This window comes from Alicycliphilus denitrificans K601 (assembly GCF_000204645.1).
GTDB lineage: Bacteria > Pseudomonadota > Gammaproteobacteria > Burkholderiales > Burkholderiaceae_C > Alicycliphilus > Alicycliphilus denitrificans.
In genome coordinates, this window is sequence record NC_015422.1 from 3,015,481 (window position 1) to 3,034,007 (window position 18,527).

Here is an 18,527-nt window from a genome sequence, read left to right on the forward strand (position 1 = left end):
TGCGGGCTTGAAGGCATCATTCAAACCAATTGAACAAGAAATAGCTGGACCATGCAAAACACCCGCGATGCGCTGACCCCGGACAACCTTGCCATGCTGCAGGCCATCGCCGAGGCCGGCAGCTTCGCCGCGGCCGCGCGCGCATTGGGCCTGGTGCCCAGCGCGCTGACCTACCGCGTGCGCCAGATCGAGGACGCGCTCGACGTGCTGCTGTTCGACCGCAGCGCGCGCCAGGCCCGCCCCACCGATGCTGGCCTGGAGCTGCTGCGCGAGGGCCGGCGCGTGCTGGAGGACGTGGACGCCATCGCCAACCGCGTGCGCCGCGTGGCCACGGGCTGGGAGCCGCAGCTGACCCTGTCGGTGGACGGAGTGATCTCCCCCACCACCATGCTGGAGCTGGTGGAGGCGTTCTATGCCCTCGGGCCGCCCACGCGCCTGAAATGGCGCGACGGCATCCTGAGCGGCACGGCCGAGGCGCTGGCCTCGGGCCACGCGGACCTGGCCATCGGCGTGACCGGCTCCGCCAATGTGGCGGGCCTGCAATCCGCGCCGCTGGGCGAGCTGCGCTTCATCTTCGTCGTGGCCCCGCACCACCCGCTGGCGCGGGCGCCCGAGCCGATCAGCGACGCCACGCTGCGCGCGCACCGCCTGGTCGCCGTGGCCGATTCGGCGCGGCGCGGCAACGTCACCATGGGCATCCTGGCGGGGCAGGACGTATTCACCGTGGACAACATGCGCGCCAAGATCCAGGCCCAGCTGCGCGGCCTGGGCGGCGGCTTCCTGCCCGAGCCCATGGTGCGCCCCTACGTCGAGGCCGGCCACCTGGTGGTGCGCGAGGTGGTGCGCCCGGCGCGCACCGTGCCCATGAGCTACCAATGGGGCGGGCCCGGCGCCACCGCCCCGGGGCGGGCCCTGCAATGGTGGCTGTCGCAGCTGCAAAGCCCGGCCACGCGCCGGGCCCTGCTCGAAAATCACCATCATTTCTGAGAAGCCGTGTACGCGGCGAGGGGCGGCGCGTGTAGAGTCGTCGCTATCCGAGAACGTGTTTACGAAAGCCCGCCATGACAGCACCCCGCCCCCGCTCCAGCAATCGCTTGAAACACGGCATGCCCGCCGCCTCGGTGCGGCGCTTCGCCATCGTCGGCGCCGGCATGGCGGGTATCGCCTGCGCGCGCACGCTGGCCCAGGCGGGCCACGCCGTGACCGTGTTCGAGAGGGCGCCCCACAGCGGCGGGCGCACGGCGGCGCTGGCCTCGCCCTTCGGCAGCTTCGACACCGGCGCACAGTACTTCACCGTGCGCGACGCGCGCTTCCAGCGCGCCCTGGACACCGTGCCCGGCCTGTGCCGCGCCTGGAGCGCCACCACCATCCGCGTGCTGGATGCCGCGGGCCGCGTGGCCACGGCCACGCGCATGCCGGGCGAGGCGCACTGGGTGGCCGCCCCCACCATGGACGCGCTGGTCCAGGCCTGGGCCGAGCCGCTGGCGGACGAGGGCCGGCTGCACACGCACACGGCCGTCACGCGCATCGAGCGCGACCCCATGCGCCCCACCGCCTGGCAGCTGCACTGCGAGACCCTGGGCGGCGACACCCACCTGCACGGCGGCTTCGACGCCGTGGTGCTGGCCCAGCCGGCGCCGCTCGCGCGGGCGCTGCTGCAGCAGTCGGGCGTGGCGGCGCCCTGGGGCCAGGCGCTCGACGCCGTGGACATCGCCCCCTGCTGGACGCTAATGCTGGCCTTCGCCCACGCCGTGCGCCCGGGCCTGACCACGCTGGGGCCGCAGTGGAACGCCGCGCGCAGCACGCACCACCGCATCGCCTGGCTGGCGCGCGAGTCGAGCAAGCCCGGCCGCAAGCAGATCGAGCGCTGGACGGTGCAGGCCAGCCCCGCCTGGTCGCTGGAGCACCTGAACGACGACACGGCGCGCGTGCAGGCCAAGCTCATCAAGGCCTTCGCCGAGGTCACCGGCATACACGCCACGCCCACCCATGCCGAGATGCGCCGCTGGCGCTACGCCCAGACGCAGACGCCCCTGGGCCGGAGCTTCCTGTGGGACGCCGCCGCGGGCCTGGGCGCCTGCGGCGACTGGTGCCTGGGCCACCGGCTGGAGGACGCCTTCGTCTCCGGTCTGGAGCTGGCCCTCGCCGCCGCATGAGCGCGGGCTACGCCGGCCCCTACATCGGTCGTTTTGCCCCCTCGCCCACCGGGCCGCTGCATGCGGGCTCGCTCGTGGCCGCCCTCGCCAGCTGGCTGGACGCGCGCGCGGCCGGCGGGCGCTGGCTGGTGCGCATCGAGGACGTGGACCGGCCGCGCTGCCCCCCCGGCGCGGCCGAACGCATCCTGGCCCAGCTGGCCGCCTGCGGCCTGCGGCCCGACGCGCCGCCGCTGCGCCAGTCGGGCCGCGGCGCGCGCTACCGGCAGGCGCTGGACGAACTGGCGGCGCGGCGGCTGGCCTACCCCTGCGCCTGCACCCGGCGCGACATCGAGGCGGCCCTGGCCGCCCAGGGCCTGGCGCATGAACGCCACGTGGAGCGCCCCTACCCCGGCACCTGCCGCCAGGGCCTGCGCGGCCGCGCGCCGCGCGCCTGGCGCTTCAACGCCACCGAATACCAGGCAAAAATGCCTCCAGCGACCGGCAGTCAATCGCCGACAGCTCCCCTATCGATAGCAAGCGACGGCATCCGCTGGACCGACAGGCGCCTGGGCCCGCAGTTCCAGGACGTAGCCCGCCAGGTGGGCGACTTCGTGCTGCTGCGCGCCGACGGCCTGTGGGCCTACCAGCTGGCGGTGGTGGTGGACGACGCCGACCAGGGCGTGACCCACATCGTGCGCGGCGAAGACCTGGCGGACAACACCCCGCGCCAGATCCTGCTGCAGTCGGCCCTGGGGCTGCCCACGCCGCGCTACCTGCACACGCCGCTGGTGCGCGCGGCCGACGGCGAGAAGCTCTCCAAGCAGCATGGCGCGCCGCCCATCGACGACGGCCGGCCGCTGCAGGCGCTGGCCGATGCCGCCCGGGTGCTGGGCCTGCCGCCGGCATCAGGCGCGCGCGACGCCGACCAGGCGCTCGCGCTATGGGCCGGGGCCTGGGCGCGAATCTACAATCCGCCGCTGTGACGCAAACCCCATCCATCCAAGAATCCCGCCCCGCGGCGCCCGGCGCTGCGCCGGCCAGCATCGCCCATCCCAAGGGCATCAAGAGCTACGTGCGCCGCGCCGGCCGCACCACCAGCGGCCAGGCCAAGGCCCTCGAAGACCTGGGGCCGCGCTATGTGCTGGACTACGCGCCCGCCCCGCTGGACGCCGCCGCCGCCTTCGGCCGCAGCGCGCCGCTGGTGCTGGAGATCGGCTTCGGCATGGGCGAGGCCACGGCCCACATCGCGGGCGTGCGCCCCGGCGACGACTTCCTGTGCTGCGAGGTGCACGAGCCCGGCGTGGGCGCGCTGCTCAAGCGCATCGGCGAGCAGGGCCTGTCCAACATCCGCATCCTGCAGCACGACGCCGTGGAGGTGCTGGAGCACATGCTCGCGCCGGCCTCGCTCGACGGCGTGCACATCTTCTTTCCCGACCCCTGGCACAAGAAGCGCCACAACAAGCGCCGCCTGATCCAGCCGCCGCTGGTGGCCAGGCTGGCCGGCCGGCTCAAGCCCGGCGGCTACATCCACTGCGCGACCGACTGGCAGCCCTACGCCGAGCAGATGCTGCAAGTGCTGTCGGCCGAGCCGTTGCTGGCCAACACCGCCCAGGGCTACGCCACGCAGCCCTGGTACCGGCCCCTGACCAAGTTCGAGAACCGCGGCATGCGCCTGGGCCATGGCGTGTGGGACCTGGTGTTCACGCGCCGCTGACGTTCCCGCCCTCCCGGAGGACCGACCGATGAAGCCCCTGCTGCGCAACCTGGCCGAGATGACCGCCCACCGCGATCACCTGCGGCTGGAGGTGTCGGTGCTGTCCACCCTGCTCAGGCTGTGCCACCGCGTGCAGGTGCGGGCACTGGAGCTCTTCGAGCAGGACCAGGCCACCATGCTGCGCCCGCGCAGCTGGAGCCAGGACGGGCAGATCGTCTCCAGCGAGCACGACGCGGCCGGCGACCCGCAGCGCCTGCCGCTGGCCGACGCACCCGAGCTAGCCCAATGCATCGCGGCCGGCGGCGAAAGCGCCCAGCGCTCCTCGCCCGGCCGCCACACGCTGTGGCTGCCCGTGTGGCAGGCGGGGCGCGCCACCGCCTGCCTGGAGGTCACCCAGCCGCGCGCCTTCACGCGGCACCAGCGCGACGTGGTCAAGGGCGTGTTCCTCGTCTACCAGAACTACCAGAACCTGCTGGACTACAGCGAGCGCGACGCGCTCACGGGCCTGCTCAACCGCAAGACCTTCGAGGAACAGTTCGCCCGCGATGCCGGCAGCACCCCAGCCGCGGACGGCGGCGCCGACCTGCCGCGCCCGTGGCTGGCGGTGATCGACATCGACCATTTCAAGTCGGTCAACGACCGCTTCGGCCACCTGTACGGCGACGAGGTGCTGATCCTGGTGGCCAACGTGCTGCGCGCGCACTGCAAGAGCCAGGACCGCATCTTCCGCTTCGGCGGCGAGGAGTTCGTGGTGCTGCTGCGCTCCGTCACGCTGGCCCAGGCACGCCAGGTGTTCGAGCGCCTGCGCGCGGCCATGCAGGCGCACGCATTCCCGCAGATCGGACACATCACCGCGAGCATCGGCTTCGCCGCCTCGCAGCGAGGCTCGCCCGTGGAAGTCCTGGGCCGCGCCGACCAGGCGCTCTACCATGCCAAGGAGAGCGGGCGCAACCGGGTCTGCTTCTACGACGACCTGGTGCTAAGCGGCGTGCTGCAGGCGAAGATCGCCCACGACGAGGTGGATCTGTTCTAAACGAAACATCCGCCACGGCGGCGGGTGTTTCGTGCGTGATCAAGGCCGCGCTACGCGCGTTCGCCCACCCAGGCCGCCACCGAGGCCAGCGCCTGCGGCAGCGCCTCCGCGTCGGTGCCGCCGGCCATGGCCATGTCGGGCTTGCCGCCGCCCTTGCCGCCCACCTGGCCGGCCACGAAGTTGACCAGCTCGCCGGCCTTGACGCGCGCCGTGCTGTCGGCCGTCACGCCGGCGGCCAGCTGCACCTTGTCGCCATCGACGGCGGCCAGCACGATGGCGGCCGTCTTGAGCTTGTCCTTGAGCTTGTCCATGGTCTCGCGAAGCTGCTTGGCGTCGGCGCCGTCGAGCTTCGCCGCCAGCACCTTGATGCCCTTAACCTCCACGGCCTGGCTCGCCAGCTCGTCGCCCTGGGCCGAGGCCAGCTTACCCTTGAGCTGGGCAAGCTCCTTCTCCAGCGCCTTGATCTGGTCGAGCGCGCCGGCTATGCGCGTGGCCAGCTCGGCGGCCGGCGCCTTCAGCGCGGCGGCGGCCTGGTCCACGGTGGCTTCCAGGCCCTGCAGGTAGGCCAGCGCGTTCTCGCCCGTCACGGCCTCGATGCGGCGCACGCCCGCGGCCACGCCGCCCTCGGCCACGACCTTGAACAGACCGATGTCGCCCGTGCGCTGCACGTGCGTGCCGCCGCACAGCTCGCGGCTGGTGCCGATGTCGAGCACGCGCACGGTCTCGCCGTACTTCTCGCCGAAGAGCATCACGGCGCCGGTCTTCTGGGCCGATTCGATGTCCATGACGCGGGCGTCGGTGGCCGTGTTGGCCAGGATCTCGGCGTTCACGCGGCGCTCGATCTCGCGGATCTGCCCGGCCGTGACCGGCGCGTTGTGCGCGAAGTCGAAGCGCGTGCGCTCGGCATTCACCAGGCTGCCCTTTTGCTGCACGTGCGCGCCCAGCACCTCGCGCAGCGCCTTGTGCATGAGGTGCGTGACCGAGTGGTTGCGCATGGTGGCGGCGCGCTCGGCGCCGTCGACCTGGGCCTGCACCGTGTCGCCCACGTTGAGCGTGCCCTCGCCGAGCACGCCATGGTGGCCGTACACGTCGGCCTTGATCTTCTGCGTGTCCTGCACCGCAAAGCGCGCGCTGCCCGCCGTGATGAGGCCCTGGTCGCCGACCTGGCCGCCGCTCTCGGCGTAGAACGGCGTGCTGTCGAGCACGACCACGCCACTCTGGCCGGCCTTGAGGGCCGCAACGCTCGTCCCATCTGCGTAGAGCGCTACGATTTTCGCAGTACCCGAGAGATGTTCGTAGCCGGTGAAGCGGTTGGCCGCGCCGCCGTACTCCAGCGCCCTGTCCATCTTGAACTTGCCCGCCGCGCGGGCCGTGCTCTTCTGGTGCTCCATGGCGGCGGCGAAGCCCGCCTCGTCCACGCCCACGCCGCGCTCGCGGCACACGTCGCAGGTCAGGTCCAGCGGGAAGCCGTAGGTGTCGTGCAGCTTGAAGGCCACGTCGCCGGGAAGCTGCCTGGCGCCGCCGGCCAGGGCGCCGTCCAGGATCTCCATGCCGTGGGCCAGGGTCTCGAAGAAGCGCTCCTCCTCCACGCGCAGCACCTCGGTGATGCGCTCCTGCTGCTCGCGCAGCTTGGGGTAGGCGCCGCCCATCTGCTGCACGAGATCCTTGACCAGCTTGTGGAAGAACGGCGTCTTGCAGCCGAGCTTGTAGCCGTGGCGGATCGCCCGGCGCACGATGCGCCGCTGCACGTAGCCGCGCCCCTCGTTGCCGGGGATGACGCCATCGGCCACCAGGAAGGCGGTGGCGCGGATGTGGTCGGCGATCACCTTGAGCGATGGGTTGGCCAGGTCGGCCGTGTGCGTCTCGCGCGCGGCGGCCTTGATGAGCGCGTCGAACAGGTCGATCTCGTAGTTGCTGTGCACGTGCTGCAGGATGGCGGCCAGGCGCTCCAGGCCCATGCCGGTGTCCACGCAGGGCGCGGGCAGCGGCGTGACCGAGCCGTCTTCCTTCATGTCGAACTGCATGAACACGTGGTTCCAGATCTCGATGAAGCGGTCGCCGTCCTCGTCGGGGCTGCCCGGGGGGCCGCCGGGGATCTCGGGGCCGTGGTCGTAGAAGATCTCCGAGCACGGGCCGCAGGGGCCGGTGTCGGCCATCATCCAGAAGTTGTCGCTCTTGTAGCGCCCGCCCTTGTTGTCGCCGATGCGGATCACGCGCTCGGGCGGCAGGCCGATCTCCTTGGTCCAGATGTCGTAGGCCTCGTCGTCCTCGGCGTACACGGTGGCCAGCAGGCGCTCGGGCGGCAGCTTGTAGACCTGGGTGAGCAATTCCCAGCCCCAGCGGATGGATTCGCGCTTGAAGTAGTCGCCGAAGCTCCAGTTGCCCAGCATCTCGAAGAACGTGTGGTGGCGCGCGGTGTAGCCCACGTTCTCCAGATCGTTGTGCTTGCCGCCGGCGCGCAGGCAGGTCTGCACCGAGGCCGCGCGCACGTAGGGGCGCTTGTCCGTGCCCAGGAACACGTCCTTGAACTGCACCATGCCCGAGTTGGTGAACATCAGCGTCGGGTCGTTGCCCGGCACCAGCGGGCTGGAGGCCACCACGGTGTGGCCCTTGGCGGCGAAGAAGTCCAGGAAGGTCTTGCGGATGTCGGCAACGGAAAAGCGGGTGGTCATGGGTTTTCTCAAGGATAGGAAGGCCTGCGGCCGGCCGACAGGCGAACCCTTCATTTTACGGACTTTCCTCCAGGGCCCTGCCGGCGCCCCGCACACGGGCACCCGCCGGGAGCCACTAGCACAAACCCCAACAAAATATCTTAAATATCTCACTAATATATTTATTGAGAGGCGACCGGCGCTTCACCGCATCTTCAACCGCTGCATCAGGAGTCCACGATGAGCAACCCCCGCTGGCAGGGCGTCTTCCCTGCCATCACCACCAAGTTCCACCCCAACGAGCGCATCGATGCCGAGGGCACGGCCCGCCACATCGACTTCCAGATCCGCAACGGCATCCACGGCCTGGTCACCTGCGGCTCGCTGGGCGAGGCCAGCACGCTGACGCTGGAGGAGAAGCTGGAGGTCGCCAGGATCGCACTGGACGCCGCCGCCAGCCGCGTCCCGGTGCTGGCCAACGTGTCGGAGACCAGCACGCGCGAGGCGCTGCGCTATATCGAGGGTGCCAACAAGCTCGGCGTGGCCGGCTTCATGGTCATGCCCTCGGTGATCTACGTGGCCGACGCGCGCGAGGCCATGGCCAACGTGCGCGCCATGGCCAACGCGGCGCAGAAGCCGGTGATGGTCTACAACAACCCCGTCGCCTACCGCGTGGACCTCAAGCCCGAGCACATGCTGGCGCTGGCCGACTGCGAATGGATCACGGCCATCAAGGAGAGCTGCGGCGACATCCGCCGCATCACCGACCTGCGCAACACCGTGGGCGACCGCTACCAGCTGTTCTGCGGCGTGGACGACCTGGCCTACGAGGCCCTGGCCCTGGGCGCCGACGGCCTGCTGGCCGGCGTGGGCTGCGCCTTCCCGCGCGAGACCGTGGCGCTCTACGATCTCATGAAGGCCAAGCGGTTCGACGAGGCGCTCAGGCTCTACCAGTGGATGACGCCGATGCTGCACCTGGACGTGTCGAACAAGCTCGTGCAGAACCTCAAGCTGATCGACGTGCTGGCGGGCGTGGGCACCGAGCACATGCGCCTGCCGCGCATGCCGGTGATCGGCGAGGAGCGCGAATTCATCATCGGCGTGGTCAACAAGGCCCTTGCCACCCGCCCCGCAGAGTACCGCTCCATCGACTGATCCCACCGCGGAGCCCGGCCATGCCCTCCTCCAGAAATGCAACAGGCAAAGAGACAAGCCGCCATGGCTGGGCCCGCTGGATACAGCTGGCCTCATCCGCCATCCTGCGCATCGAGCGCGTCGCGCTGATGATGCTGATGGGTTCGATCACGCTGCTGATCCTGCTCAACGTCGCCACGCGCTACACGGGCGTGCCGATCTACTGGGTGGACGAGGCGGCGGTCTACCTGGTGGTGTGGCTGAGCTTCATCGGCGCGTCGGCCATGACCCGGCTGCGCCTGGACTTCGCGGTCACGCTGCTCACGGACTCCCTGGGCGAGCGCGCCGCGCGGCGCGTGAAGGCCGTGGCCACGGCCTGCGTGTTCGCCTTCGGCTGCGCCATGGTCGCCATGTGCTGGCTGTGGCTCGACCCGGTCGGCATCGCCAGCCATGGCTTCGACGCCAAGGCCTACGCGGCCGAGAGCTTCAACTTCCTCTACACCGAGCACACGCAAACGCTGAACTGGCCCACCTGGGTGGTGCAGCTCGTCATCCCGCTGTTCAGCCTGAGCTTCACCGTCCACGCCCTCGCCAACCTGATCGAGGACATGGGCTTCGCCCCGCGCGCCGCGATCGCGGGCTTCGACCTCGGCAACGCCGAAGAAACCGTCAACTGAGCCGCCTGCGCCCGACCATGATCACCAGCCTGTTCTTCCTCGCCGTGATGTTCCTCGGCGTGCCCATCGGCGTGTGCCTGTGCCTGGCCGGCATCGTCTACATCTTCGACACCGATGCCATGGTGCTGCTGCAGTCCTTCCCGCCGCAGATGTTCGGCGGCGTGGACAGCTACGGCCTCATCGCCATCCCGCTGTTCATCCTGATCGGCGAGATCATGGGCAGCGGCGGCATCACGCGCCGGCTCGTGGAGCTGGCCATGGGCTTCGTCGGCGCGGTGCGCGGCGGCCTGGCCTACGTCAACGTCCTGGCCAACATGATGCTGGCCTCGATCATCGGCTCGGCCACGGCCCAGGTGGCCATCATGAGCAAGATCATGGTGCCCGAGATGGAGAAGCAGGGCTACGACAAGACCTTCGCGGCCGGCGTCACCGTCTATGGCGGCATGCTCGGCCCCATCATCCCGCCGTCGGTGATGTTCGTGGTCTACAGCGTGCTCGCGCAGGTGGCCGTGGGCGACATGCTGATGGCCGGCATCCTGCCGGGCATCCTGCTCACGCTGCTGTTCTTCGTGGTGATCGCCTGCATGGGCCTCATCTACGACTACCCGCGCAGCGAGAAGAAGACGCTGGCCGAGCGCGCGCGCACCATCGTGCAGGCGTCGCCCACGCTGCTCATCCCCATCGTCATCGTCGGCTCTATCCTCGCGGGCATGGCCAACCCCACCGAGTCGGCCGCCGTAGGCGCCGTGGTCTCGGCGCTGGTGGGCCGCTACGTGACGCGCGAGTTCCGCTACGCCATGCTGCCGCAGATCCTGCTGCGCTCGGCCGTGTATTCGGCCATCGTGCTGTTCCTGGTGGCGGCCGCCGCCGTGTTCTCGTGGCTGCTGATCTACGGCAAGGTGCCGCAGGCCGCGGCCAGCTGGATCCAGACCGTCGCCAAGGACCCGGTGAGCTTCCTGCTGATCACCAACGTGATCCTGCTGGTGATCGGCACCGTGATCGACGGCATACCGGGCCTCATCATGACCGTGCCGATCCTGCTGCCCATCGCCACCGACGTCTACCACATCGACCCGCGCCACTTCGGCGTGGTGGTCGTGGTGAACCTGGTGCTGGGACTCATGTCCCCGCCCGTGGGCCTGTCCTTCTTCGTGGCCGCCGCCGTCACGGGCGCCAAGCCGGGGAAGATGTTCATGGTCACCATGCCCTTCTTCCTCATCTGCTGCGCCGCACTGGTGCTGCTGTCGCTGTTTCCCGGCCTCTCCCTTGGTCTCCTGAAGTAACCCAACCCACCGAAAGGCATCCACCATGACCCTGACCCGCCGCCACTTCGTCCAGGCCAGCGCTGCGCTCGCCGCCCCCGCCTTCATCGGCCAGGCCCGCGCCCAGGCCAAAGAATTCCGCCTCGGCCTGATCACGCCCGGCGGCCACTCGTGGAATCGCGCCGCGCTGGCCTTCGGCGAGGCGCTCAAGAAGGAGACCAACGGCCGGCTCTCGGCCACCGTGTTCCACTCGGGCCAGCTCGGCAACGAGGCCGCGATGATGCAGCAGCTGCAGACCGGCGCGCTCGACATGGGCTGGATCCAGGCGGCCGAACTCGGCTCACGCGTGTCCAGCATCGCCGCCATCAACGCGCCCTACCTCGTGCGCTCGACCACCGACGTGGCCAAGCTCGTGCGCCACGACGCGGCGCTGAAGCTGCTGGAGGTGCTGCCCAAGGAGACCGGCACCATCGGCCTGGGCTGGGGCATCACCGGCATGCGCGTGGTGTTCTCGACCAAGGACATCGCGGGCGTGAAGGACATCAAGGGCATGAAGCTGCGCATCAACCCCACGCCGGTGTACCGCGACTTCTACCAGCAATTGGGTGCCGCGCCGACGCCCATTCCGACGCCGCAGGTGTTCGACGCCATGGCCAACGGCCAGGTGGACGGGCTGGAGGCCGACATCGAGTTCTCCTGGAATCAGCGCTTCGACAAGGTGTCCAAGGCCATGCTGCAGATGAATGCCCTCTTCATGCCCTTCGCGCCGCTGGTGTCGGGCCGCGTGTGGCAGAAGCTCGACGCCAAGGACAAGGAGCTGATCCGCGGCCTGGTGCGCCAGTCGCTCGACGCGCAGATCAAGGACATCGTCACCACCGAGCTGGGGCTGATCGACAAGTTCAAGGCCGCGCCCTTCCCCATCAGGACCGAACCCCAGCTCGACGTCGCCACCCTCGCGCGCGAGTTCGACAAAATCTGGCTGCCCAAGGCACCCCAGATCGCCGAGCTGCGCAAGGTCGGCGCCACGCTGTAGCCGTGTCCGCGCAGCGCCCCCCCGGCGGGACGCGGCGCGGCATTCCTATGATCGCCCCATGAGCACGCCCCACACCTCCGAAGCCCCACCCCTGTTCCTGCCCGTCGAGGAGCTGCTGGCCCTGGCCGGCCGCGTATTCCTGCGCCTGGGCCTGTCCCTCCCCCATGCCGAGGCCATGGCCCGCACCGTGGTGGCCGGGCAGCGGGACGAGTGCCATTCGCACGGGGTGTACCGCATCCTCTCCTGCGCCCACACGGTGCGCGCAGGCAAGGTCGCGCTGCAGGCGGAGCCCGTGCTGACGCCCGCCAGCGGCGCGGTGGTGCGGGTGGATGCGCGCTACGGCTTCTCGCCGCTGGCCTTCGAGCGGGGGCTGCCGGCCCTCGTGGCAGCCGCCCGGCAGCACGGCATCGGGGCGCTGGCCATCCAGCACTGCTTTCATTTTTCCGCGCTGTGGCCCGAGATCGAGGCCATCACCGCCCACGGGCTCGCAGCGCTTGCGCTCACGCCCAGCCACGCCTGGGTGGCGCCCGCGGGCGGGCGCCAACCCGTGTTCGGAACCAACCCCATCGCCTTCGGCTGGCCCCGCCCGGGGCAGCACCCGTTCGTCTTCGACTTCGCCACCAGCGCCATCGCGCGCGGCGACCTCGAACTGCACCGCCGCGCGGGCACCCCCCTGCCACCGGGCTGCGGCGTGGATGCCCAGGGCAGGCCCAGCACCGATCCGGTGGCCGTGGCGCAGGGCGCCATGCTGGCCTTCGGCGGCCACAAGGGCTCCGCGCTGTCCGCGATGGTGGAGCTCATGGCGGGGGCGCTGATCGGCGACTGGACGAGCGCGGAATCGCTGGCCTTCGACGCCGGCGACGGGGCCACGCCCTGCCACGGCGAACTCATCCTGGCCTTCGATCCTGCCCGCCTCGGCGGCGGCGACCTGGCCGACCAGCAGCAGCGGGCCGAGCGGCTGTTCGACGCGATCACCGGTCAGGGCGCGCGCCTGCCGTCGCAGCGCCGCTTCGAGGCCCGCGCGCGCAGCCTGGAACGGGGCGTGGCGGTGCCCCGCGCGCTCCATGCCGAGATCCTTGCCCTGGCGGATTGACGGCATGTGCCCCGCAATGCATAACATGACCACGAGGCAGGACGGCGCACGCCGCCTCCATCCTCACTGAACCCATGAGCTTCCACACCGACAAGCCCTCCACCATCTCCGCCCCCAAGCGGCGGGCCGCCGACGTGGCCTACGACGCCATCGAGGTCCTCATCTCCACGCTGGAGATGCAGCCCGGCAGCCCCGTGGTGGAGGCCGAGATCGCCGAACGCACCGGCCTGGGCCGCACGCCGGTGCGCGAGGCGCTGCTGCGCATGGTGTCCATCGGGCTGATCGAGCAGCAGCCGCGCCGCGGGCTGCTGGTGTCGAACATCGACCTGGCCGACCATCTGGACGTCATCCAGACCCGGCGCGTGCTTGAATGCCTGATCGCCACCTGCTCGGCGCGGCGCGCCACGGCAGCGCAGCGCCAGGAGATCCTGCGCTGCGCCCAGAAGATGCGCCTGGCCGCCGAACGAGGGCTCCTGGACGAATACATGCGCGCCGACCACGAGCTGGACGTGGTCAACCACCAGGCCAGCCGGAACCACTCGGCCGTCAAATGCGTGGTTCCGCTGATCGTGCAATGCCGGCGCTTCTGGTACGCCTACCAGCACGAGGGCGAGCTCACCGAAGGCGCGCGCGCCCACATGGCGCTGGCCGAAGGCATCGCCACGGGCGACGAAGCCGCCGCCACCGCGGGGGCCCACCAGCTCATGGACTACCTCGAACGGTTCGCGCGGCGCATCATCGACCAGTAGACACGCTGCATCCTACGCGCCCCATGCACAACAGCCACGACCCTCGCGTCCTGCCCATGCGGGACGGCGTCAACCCCTGCTGCGTGGTGCTGCCGTCTCAGGGGCAGGGCCTGCTGCTGGACTTCCTGGCGCGGCGCCTGCCCGCCGTGTCGCGGGAGGACTGGCTGCGGCGCCTTCATGCCGGCGAGGTGGTGGACGAATGGGGCCGCGCCGCCACGGCGCACAGCCCCTTCACGCCCGGCGTGCGCTACTACTACTACCGCGAGCTCGCGCACGAGGCAGAGATTCCGTTCCAAGAGACCGTGCTCTACCAGGACGAGCACATCCTCGTAGCCGACAAGCCGCATTTCCTGCCCGTGGTGCCCGCGGGGCGCTACCTGCAGCACACGCTGCTCGTGCGCCTCAAGCGCCGGCTGGGGCTGCGCGAGCTCTCGCCCGTGCACCGCATCGACCGCGACACGGCCGGCCTGGTGCTGTTCTCCGTGCAGCGCGCCACGCGCGGGCGCTACCAGGCGCTGTTCCGGGACCGCCAGGTGCGCAAGGTCTACGAGGCCGTGGCCCCCTGGCGAGCCGACCTGCGCTTTCCGCGCACCCATGCCAGCCGGCTGCAGGAGAGCGGGCATTTCTTCCGCATGCACGAGGTGCCGGGCGAGCCCAACGCGGTCACCGCCATGGACGTCGCGGAGCAGGCGGGCGGCTGGGCGCGCTACCGGCTCGAACCGGTTACGGGCAAGCGCCACCAGCTGCGCGTGCACATGGCGGCGCTGGGCCTGCCCCTGTGCGGCGACGGCTTCTACCCCGAGGTGAACGACCCGCCCGAGGGCGACTATTCCAACCCGCTGCAGCTGCTGGCGCGCACCCTGTCGTTCACCGACCCAGTGACGGGGCAGGAGCGGCGCTTCGACAGCCGGCTGCGGCTGCGCCCGCTGGCGGATTTCGCCGGACCAGCTACAGCTGGTGCACCACGAGCTTGAACTCCGGGTCCTCGTCGAACGCGCGCACCTCGAAACCCAGCCTGCGCATCAGCTTGAGCATGGTAGGGTTGTTGGCCAGCACCAGGCCCTGGATCTCGGCCAGGCCCCGGTCGCGGGCGACTTCCATGATGCTGAGCATGAGGCGCGAGCCCAGGCCCTTGCCCGCGAAGTCGTCGGCCACCAGCAGGGCGAACTCGCAGCTGGTGTGATCGGGGTTGGTCACGTAGCGCGACACGCCCACGATGCGCTCCTTGTGGCTGACCTCGCCCTCCTCGTCCGCCACGCGCTCGCGGTGCACAGCCACCAGGGCCATCTCGCGGTCGTAGTCGATGAGGGTGAAGCGCGCCAGCATGGAGGGCGGCAGCTCGGCGATCTGCGAGACGAAGCGGAAGTAGCGGCTCTCGGGCGAGAGCTCCTTGACCAGGCGCTGCACCATCTGCGCGTCGTCCGGGCGGATCGGGCGCACCAGGTATTCGCCGCCGCCGCGCAGCGGCCACACCTGCTCGTAGCGCGCCGGGTACGGCAGGATGGACAGGTGGCCGTAGTGCCCGTGGCCGGCGCCTTCGGTGCGCCCGCCGCCCCGGGCCGTCTCGTGGATGGCGATGCGCGCGTCCACGGCCACGGCGCCCTGCTCGTCCACGATCAGGGGGTTGATGTCCATCTCGCGCAGCTGGGGCAGTGCGCAGACCATCTCGGACACGCGCAGCAGCACCTGCTCCAGCGCCTGCATGTCCACGGCGCTCGCGCCGCGCCATTCGCCCAGGGTCTCGGCCACGCGCGCGCGCTCCATGAGCCTGCGCGCGAGGAACTGGTTGAGCGGCGGCAGCTCCATGGCGCGGTCGTCGATGAGCTCGATCATGGTGCCGCCGGCGCCGAAGGTGATGACGGGGCCGAAGGGGTCGTCGCACACTAGGCCGATGCAGATCTCGCGCCCGCGCCGCGCGCGCGCCATCTTCTGCACCGTCACGCCGTTGATGCGCGCCTCGGGCCGCAGGCGCGCCACGCGCTGCACCATGTCGGTGTAGGCGTCACGCGCGGCGGCGCCATTGGGCACGCTGAGCGCCACGCCGCCCACGTCGGACTTGTGGGCGATGTCGGGCGAGTCGATCTTGAGCGCCACGGGAAACCCGAGCTGCGTGGCGATCATCATGGCCTCGTTGCTGCTGCGCGCCAGCAGCGTCTTGGTGACGGGGATGTGGAAGGCCGCCAGCAGCGTCTTGGACTCCATCTCGGTGAGCACGTTGCGGCGCTCGGCCAGCACGCTCTCGATCACCAGGCGCGCGCCCTCGATGTCGGGCTTGGCCAGCGTGGTCAGCGGCGGCGGCGTCTGCTGCAGGAGCTGCTGGTTCTGGTAGAACGAGGCGATGTTGCCGAAGGCGCCCACGGCCGCCTCGGGCGTGCGGAAGGTCGGTATCTGCGCGGCACGCAGGATCTTGCGCGCCGGCACGACCGCGGCGTCGCCCATCCAGCACGACAGCAGCGGCTTGGAGGCCAGGCGCTTGGCGTCGGCCAGCACGCTGGCGACGCCCTCGGCGTCGATGCCGGCCTTGGGCGAGAAGATGGCCAGCACGCCATCGATCTGGCGGTCGCGGAACGCGGCCTCCAGCGCCTCGCGGTAATGCTCGGGCCCGGCCTCTTCGGACAGGTCCATCAGGTCCGTCAGCGTGGCCAGCGGCGGCAGCCTGGGCGCGAGGGCCTCGCGCGTCTCGGCCGAGAGCCGGCCCAGGTCCAGGCCGATCTCGTTCTCCCAGTCGGCCGCCAGCACGCCGGGGCCGCCGCCGTTGGTGATGATGGCCAGGCGCCTGCCCACGGGCCGGTAGCGCGATGCCAGGCACTTGGCGGCCGAGAACAGCTCCACGAACGAGCGCACGCGCACGGCGCCCGCGCGGCGCAGCACGGCGTCGAACACGTCGTCGCTGCCCACGATGGCGCCGCTGTGCGTCTGCGCCGCCTGGTTGCCCGCGGGCTTGCGCCCGGCCTTGAGCACCACCACGGGCTTGGCGTAGGCGGCCGAGCGCAGCGCGCTCATGAAGCGACGCGCGTCCTGGATCCCCTCCATGTAGACCACGATGCTCTGCGTGCGCCCGTCGTTGGCCAGGAAATCGAGCGCCTCGCTCAGGCCCACGTCGGTGTGCGGCCCGAGCGAGATCACGCTGGAGAAGCCCACGGCGTTGTTGGCCGCCCAGTCCAGGATGGACGCGGTGAGCGCGCCCGACTGGCACACCAGGGCCAGGGAGCCCTCGCGCGCCAGCGGCCCCGCGGCGCTGGCGTTGAGCTGCAGCGACGGCCGCTGCAGGCCCAGCGAGTTCGGCCCCAGCAGGTGCATGCCCTCGCGCCGCGCGATCTTGCGCAGCTGCTCGGCCAGCTGCGCGTCCACGCCGCTGGACAGCACCAGGGCCGACTTGCAGTTCATGCGCCCGGCCACGTCCAGCGCGGCGGGCAGGTCCTGCGGCGGCTGGGCGATGATGGCCAGGTCCGCGCGGATCTGGGCCAGGTCGGCCAGCGTGCCGGTGGTGTGGATGTCGAAGAACTGCAGCTGGCCCGTGAAGCGCTGCGCGGTCAGCGCCTCGCGCAGGGCCCGCGCCTGGGGCGTCTGGCTCTCGAGGGCTTCCGTGTCGCCTGCCAGCACGATGACGGAGCCGGGGTTGAACAGGGGCGTGAGATAGTGCTTGTCCATCATGGTGGGTCGATTCTCGGGTATCCACCTAGCATAATCTTGCGTTGCGTCAATTGGGCGGATGCCCCTCGGCTGCGCGCAACAGTTCCAGCACGGCCCGGGCCGTGGCCCGGGCGGCGCCGCGGTGGGCCTGGGTGAAGGCCAGACAGCGCGCGGCCTGCGCGGCGCGGCGCTGCGGGTCCTGCGCCAGGGCGGTGGCGGCGGCCACGCCCTCGGCCATGCCGGCCACGCGCTCGGCGGCGCCGGCGTCTATGGCCAGACGCGCGGCCTCGGCGAAGTTGAAGGTGTGCTGCCCCATGACCACGGGGCAGCCGCAGGCCGCGGCCTCAATGAGGTTCTGCCCTCCGAGCGGCGCGAAGCTGCCGCCCAGCAGCGCCGCATGGGCCATGCCGTAGTACAGGGCCATCTCGCCCAGCGAGTCGCCCAGCCATACGTCCGCCTGCTGCGGCGCGGGGCCCCACTGGCTGCGCCGCGACACGCGCAGGCCGGCGGCCTCACACAGGCGCAGCACCTCGTCGAAGCGCTGCGGGTGGCGCGGCACGAGCAGCCATTGCACGGGCATTCTCGCTTCCGTTTCGATAGCTACCTGCGATTGTCCGGCGGGCGCTAGAGGCCATTTTTGCCTCAATACCTCCAGCCACATCGCCTCCTCGCCCTCGCGCGTGCTGGCCAGCAGCACCACGGGGCGGTCGCCGGCCTCGCGCCAGGCGCGGCCCTGGGCCTGCTGCGCGGCCGAGGGCAGGGCGTCGAACTTGAGGTTGCCGAACACGCCGGCCACGCGCGCGCCCACGTCGCGCAGGCGCTCGGCATCCTGCCCGGTCTGGGCCCATGCCGCCGCCAGGCCCGCGTACGCGGGGCGCGACAGCCAGGCGAGGCGGCGCGCGCCGGCGCGGGATTTCTCGTTCAGCCGCGCATTGGCCAGCACCAGCGGCACCCGGGCGGCGCGGCAGCCGGCCACGAGGTTGGGCCAGATCTCGGTCTCCATCAGGATGCCCATGGCCGGCCGGAAGCGCCGCAGGAAGCGCCGCACGGCGCCGGGCGTGTCCCAGGGCTGCCAGACCTGCACGTCGCCGGGCTGCAGGAGCTTTTCCCCCTCGGCGCGGCCCGTGGCCGTGCCATGGGTGAGCAGCAGGCGCATGCCCGGCAGCTGCGCGCGCAGTTCCTTGAGCAGAATGGCGGCGGCGCGCGTCTCGCCCAGGGACACGGCGTGTATCCACACGAGCGGCCCGCCCTGCCCGTCCATGGGCGGCAACCCTCGATAGCGGCCGAAGCGCTCGGGCACGGCCACGGCGTAGCCGGGCTCGGTGCGCGCGCGGCGGCGCAGCTTTCGCAGCAGTAGCGGCTGGGCCAGCCACAGGGCCAGGCTGTAGAGCGCGAGGGCGAGCCGCTGCATGG

At 70.9% G+C, this 18,527-nt stretch carries 15 protein-coding genes; 12 read left to right on the forward strand and 3 right to left on the reverse strand.

What is annotated here, in order from left to right; genetic code table 11:
- The first annotated feature begins 51 nt into the window (after positions 1-51).
- From ALIDE2_RS14375 to ALIDE2_RS14395, 5 genes are all read left to right on the forward strand, one after another.
- Positions 52-987 (forward strand): LysR family transcriptional regulator, encoded by a 936-nt coding sequence (locus ALIDE2_RS14375; RefSeq protein WP_013519399.1) that lies wholly within the window; start codon positions 52-54, stop codon positions 985-987.
- A 74-nt stretch (positions 988-1,061) separates the two neighbouring features.
- A complete protein-coding gene (locus ALIDE2_RS14380) occupies positions 1,062-2,156 on the forward strand; it encodes an NAD(P)/FAD-dependent oxidoreductase (protein WP_013519400.1) in 1,095 nt (364 codons plus the stop codon).
- Entirely contained in the window at positions 2,153-3,118 is a 966-nt protein-coding gene (gluQRS, locus tag ALIDE2_RS14385; protein ID WP_013722405.1) for a tRNA glutamyl-Q(34) synthetase GluQRS, read from the forward strand. The genes ALIDE2_RS14380 and gluQRS overlap by 4 nt, the downstream gene beginning before the upstream one ends.
- On the forward strand, positions 3,076-3,849 hold the full coding sequence (gene trmB / locus ALIDE2_RS14390; protein WP_013722406.1) for a tRNA (guanosine(46)-N7)-methyltransferase TrmB: 774 nt from the start codon (positions 3,076-3,078) through the stop codon (positions 3,847-3,849). Before gluQRS ends, trmB begins: the two co-directional genes overlap by 43 nt.
- Positions 3,850-3,877: 28 nt before the next feature.
- On the forward strand, positions 3,878-4,882 hold the full coding sequence (locus tag ALIDE2_RS14395) for a GGDEF domain-containing protein (protein ID WP_013722407.1): 1,005 nt from the start codon (positions 3,878-3,880) through the stop codon (positions 4,880-4,882).
- A 50-nt stretch (positions 4,883-4,932) separates the two neighbouring features.
- On the opposite strand, the gene alaS is transcribed toward ALIDE2_RS14395, so the two are convergent.
- Positions 4,933-7,554, reverse strand: a complete 2,622-nt coding sequence (gene alaS / locus ALIDE2_RS14400) for an alanine--tRNA ligase (RefSeq protein WP_013722408.1) — start codon at positions 7,552-7,554, stop codon at positions 4,933-4,935.
- Positions 7,555-7,773: 219 nt separating this feature from the next.
- Here alaS and ALIDE2_RS14405 point away from each other — a divergent pair, with 219 nt between their 5' ends.
- The 7 genes from ALIDE2_RS14405 (at position 7,774) to ALIDE2_RS14435 (ending at position 14,455) form a co-directional block, all read left to right on the forward strand.
- Positions 7,774-8,688: a dihydrodipicolinate synthase family protein gene (locus ALIDE2_RS14405; protein WP_013722409.1), complete on the forward strand. Its 915-nt coding sequence runs from the start codon at positions 7,774-7,776 to the stop codon at positions 8,686-8,688.
- 20 nt (positions 8,689-8,708) lie between these two features.
- Entirely contained in the window at positions 8,709-9,344 is a 636-nt protein-coding gene (locus ALIDE2_RS14410; RefSeq protein ID WP_013722410.1) for a TRAP transporter small permease, read from the forward strand.
- A gap of 17 nt (positions 9,345-9,361) precedes the next feature.
- On the forward strand, positions 9,362-10,627 hold the full coding sequence (locus ALIDE2_RS14415) for a TRAP transporter large permease (RefSeq protein WP_013722411.1): 1,266 nt from the start codon (positions 9,362-9,364) through the stop codon (positions 10,625-10,627).
- A gap of 25 nt (positions 10,628-10,652) precedes the next feature.
- The gene (locus ALIDE2_RS14420) at positions 10,653-11,639 is read left to right on the forward strand and encodes a TRAP transporter substrate-binding protein (RefSeq protein ID WP_013722412.1); all 987 of its coding nucleotides are present in this window, start codon (positions 10,653-10,655) and stop codon (positions 11,637-11,639) included.
- A 58-nt stretch (positions 11,640-11,697) separates the two neighbouring features.
- A complete protein-coding gene (locus ALIDE2_RS14425) occupies positions 11,698-12,732 on the forward strand; it encodes an Ldh family oxidoreductase (RefSeq protein WP_013519409.1) in 1,035 nt (344 codons plus the stop codon).
- Between the two features lie 74 nt (positions 12,733-12,806).
- Complete coding sequence (locus ALIDE2_RS14430) at positions 12,807-13,481, forward strand: GntR family transcriptional regulator (protein WP_013519410.1); 675 nt, start codon at positions 12,807-12,809, stop codon at positions 13,479-13,481.
- Positions 13,482-13,504: 23 nt separating this feature from the next.
- Positions 13,505-14,455, forward strand: coding sequence for a pseudouridine synthase (locus tag ALIDE2_RS14435; protein ID WP_013722413.1), 951 nt, complete (start codon positions 13,505-13,507; stop codon positions 14,453-14,455).
- Here the strand turns inward: ALIDE2_RS14435 and ALIDE2_RS14440 are convergent.
- Positions 14,430-17,135 (reverse strand): bifunctional acetate--CoA ligase family protein/GNAT family N-acetyltransferase, encoded by a 2,706-nt coding sequence (locus ALIDE2_RS14440; protein ID WP_013519412.1) that lies wholly within the window; start codon positions 17,133-17,135, stop codon positions 14,430-14,432. The two genes, ALIDE2_RS14435 and ALIDE2_RS14440, sit on opposite strands and share 26 nt — an antisense overlap.
- 46 nt (positions 17,136-17,181) lie before the next feature.
- Positions 17,182-18,525 (reverse strand): 3-deoxy-D-manno-octulosonic acid transferase, encoded by a 1,344-nt coding sequence (locus ALIDE2_RS14445; protein WP_013519413.1) that lies wholly within the window; start codon positions 18,523-18,525, stop codon positions 17,182-17,184.
- Positions 18,526-18,527 lie beyond the last annotated feature (2 nt).